Origin of the sequence: Acidiphilium sp. (assembly GCF_049977125.1) — a bacterium.
GTDB lineage: Bacteria > Pseudomonadota > Alphaproteobacteria > Acetobacterales > Acetobacteraceae > Acidiphilium.
In genome coordinates, this window is record NZ_JBMFGY010000280.1 from 1 (window position 1) to 2,635 (window position 2,635).

A 2,635-nucleotide genomic window follows, 5' to 3' on the forward strand; every position below is an offset into this window, starting at 1 on the left:
TCAAACCCAGACGCCTGAAATAATGACGCGCTTATCAAAGCTCAGACCCTAAGGGTCATTGATCTACATCAAGGGCTCAGAGGTATCCGAAGGATCTGCATGATCGTAGCTGTATGACCGAGGCGGTGCACGCGACGCCTGACGATCGACTCAGGCAACAGCGATACGTGGAGGCTGGCGCACCGATTGATCCTCCCAATCGTTTCCAGGCTCTCGATCAGGGCGCGGATCATGCGTTCAGGGCTCAGGATATCTACGGCTACGACATATCGTGCGACCAGAATGCGACCGTCCGCAGGATCGTTCGCACCATTGAAACATGCGAGACCGCCAGGATGATGCCGACCGCTCCACCTGACGGTCAGAATGCCGCGCGTCGCGATTTTTGCCGCCAAGGCATGCACCGCGAAACGACGCCAGGCGGTCAGATCCACCATGGGCATGGTAAGTCGCATGATCGGAAAGCTCGGGTCGATCTCGGCCGCTACGAGGCGGCCGACGACAAGATCGGCATCGCAATGCCCATGTCGTACGATTGAAGCGGGGCGCTCAGCCGGCATCACGATAATGTGCGACCTGATTCAACTTTATACGATCGCTTCTACTCATCGGGTCATCCGTAAGTTCATCGCCTTTCGCATAGCATCGTATTTGCGTGTTGCAACTGATATTTATCAATGGGATCGCATCTGGAGAGTGGATAATTATATGTTTTATTATTGAAATTATCATACTTTAAACTGTAATAATTTCCAATTTAAAAATTTTATTCGGTCTGAATGGCTGCCCTACCAGACATGTACATAATTACCACATCTCGCAATTACCATTCGATATGTTTACATCTTCAAAGCTTTAACGCGAAGGTGGTGAAATTCCGACGTTCGCAGCGGCGCCCGTCCCCGACAAGGCATCAGGAGAGCTCAATTGAAATTCGAAGCACAGGACTTAATTACCAGCGTTCTTTTTGTGATCGTTGCCTTCATCATTCTCAGCGTGCTGATCCGCGCGACAGTTAAGATCCTCCGGGAGTACGAGCGCGGCGTTGTGTTCACGCTGGGCCGGTTCCAGAAGGTGAAGGGGCCCGGCTTTATCGTGCTGATCCCATTCGTGCAGGAGATGGTCAGGGTCGATCTGCGCATTCAGGTGATCGAAATCCCGGCACAGGACGTGATCTCGCGTGATAACGTATCGATGAAGGTCGATGCTGTACTATATTTCAACGTGATCGATCCCGAACACGCGATCATCAAGGTCCAGCAGTATATGCCAGCGACAGTGATGCTGGCGCAGACCACGCTGCGCGCCGTGCTCGGCCAGCATCCACTCGACGAGATGCTTTCTGAGCGCAAAAAGCTAAGTCAGGATCTGCAAGGCATTCTGGAAGGTCAGACCGAGGTTTGGGGCATCAAGATCAGCAACGTCGAGATCCGTACGGTTGAACTGACCGAAAACATGATCCGCGCCATCGCCAAGCAGGCGGAGGCGGAAAGGGATCGCCGTGCCAAGATCATTCACGCCGAGGCCGAGTTCCAGGCGGCGCAGACGCTCGCCGATGCCGCGACGATCCTGTCCAGCGTGCCCGCAGCCATGCAGTTGCGGTATCTGCAGACCCTCACCGAAATCGGTGCCGAACAGAACTCGACGGTTATCTTCCCGATGCCGCTCGATATCATCAAGCCGTTGCTCGCGCTGCTCGATTCCAAGGCTGCCGCCGTGCCGCCGGCGCTGGCGCCGACTGCTGTTCATGCCGCTACATGATCTCGCAACTATTGATGTTGCCGACGCCCACCCGCCTGGGCCAGCGATCGAGCGAACGACATCGACGCATTGCGGCACCTGTGCTGCACGCTATATCGGACTTTGCGACGCGCTGAGCGCGGTCGATCTGCAGGAGCTTGCCGATGCCGCATGCTGGTGCAGCCTGCCCAAGGGGCGCATCCTGATGGCGGAGGGCGACCGGATTCTGTATTTCTTCAACATTAGTGCCGGTCACGCGAAACTCTACAAGGACATGCAGGACGGCCGACGCCAAGTGATAGGCTTCGTGTCGGCCGGATCCTTTCTTGGCCTTGGCACGCAGGACCACTATGGTTTCACCACGGAGGCGTTGGACGAGGTGCAGTTTTGCCGGTTCGAACGACGCAAACTGCGCAATCTGTTCACGCGGTTTCCAGCCCTTGAACTGCACCTCCTGGCCGCAACCTGCAACGAACTGGTCGTGGCCCAGGCACAGATGCTACTGCTTGGTCGCAAAACCGCGATCGAGCGGCTGGCCACATTTCTGCTCGGCTGGGTGGACCCGTCTGCGGGGGGCGGCGATCCGGACAGCATTGTTCTGCCGATGGGCCGCAGCGATACTGCCGACTACCTCGGGCTGACGAACGAGACCGTCTCGCGTAGTCTGACGTTGCTCCGAAAGCGGCACCTGATCGCACTCAATGGTGATCAAAATATCACCATTGTCGATCCGGTGGCACTGCGTGCGGTTGGCGATGGTGTGGCAAAATAGCCGTCGGTTGATCCCGAACATAACGTCAAGCGGGCAGCCGGGTCGTTTGTTCACGAGTCAATTTCGGACCTGCTTACCCATCTTGATCCGCCGATTCCCCTGCGGTACGAAACAGGAACATAT

At 56.2% G+C, this 2,635-nt stretch carries 3 protein-coding genes; all 3 read left to right on the plus strand.

Going from position 1 to position 2,635, the window contains the following annotated elements; genetic code table 11:
- Nucleotides 1-113 precede the first annotated feature (113 nt).
- The 3 genes from ACP5E6_RS18065 to ACP5E6_RS18075 all read left to right on the plus strand — a co-directional run bounded on the left by ACP5E6_RS18065 (nucleotide 114) and on the right by ACP5E6_RS18075 (nucleotide 2,512).
- On the plus strand, nucleotides 114-539 hold the full coding sequence (locus tag ACP5E6_RS18065) for a hypothetical protein (protein ID WP_427956647.1): 426 nt from the start codon (nucleotides 114-116) through the stop codon (nucleotides 537-539).
- Nucleotides 540-927: 388 nt separating this feature from the next.
- Complete coding sequence (locus ACP5E6_RS18070) at nucleotides 928-1,761, plus strand: slipin family protein (RefSeq protein WP_427956649.1); 834 nt, start codon at nucleotides 928-930, stop codon at nucleotides 1,759-1,761.
- The gene (locus ACP5E6_RS18075) at nucleotides 1,748-2,512 is read left to right on the plus strand and encodes a Crp/Fnr family transcriptional regulator (RefSeq protein ID WP_427956651.1); all 765 of its coding nucleotides are present in this window, start codon (nucleotides 1,748-1,750) and stop codon (nucleotides 2,510-2,512) included. The genes ACP5E6_RS18070 and ACP5E6_RS18075 overlap by 14 nt, the downstream gene beginning before the upstream one ends.
- Nucleotides 2,513-2,635 lie beyond the last annotated feature (123 nt).

Coding starts and splice junctions, on each gene's coding strand:
- ACP5E6_RS18065 (WP_427956647.1), top strand. CDS start 114: ATGACCGAGGCGGTGCACGCGACGCCTGACGATCGACTCAGGCAACAG.
- ACP5E6_RS18075 (WP_427956651.1), top strand. CDS start 1,748: ATGCCGCTACATGATCTCGCAACTATTGATGTTGCCGACGCCCACCCG.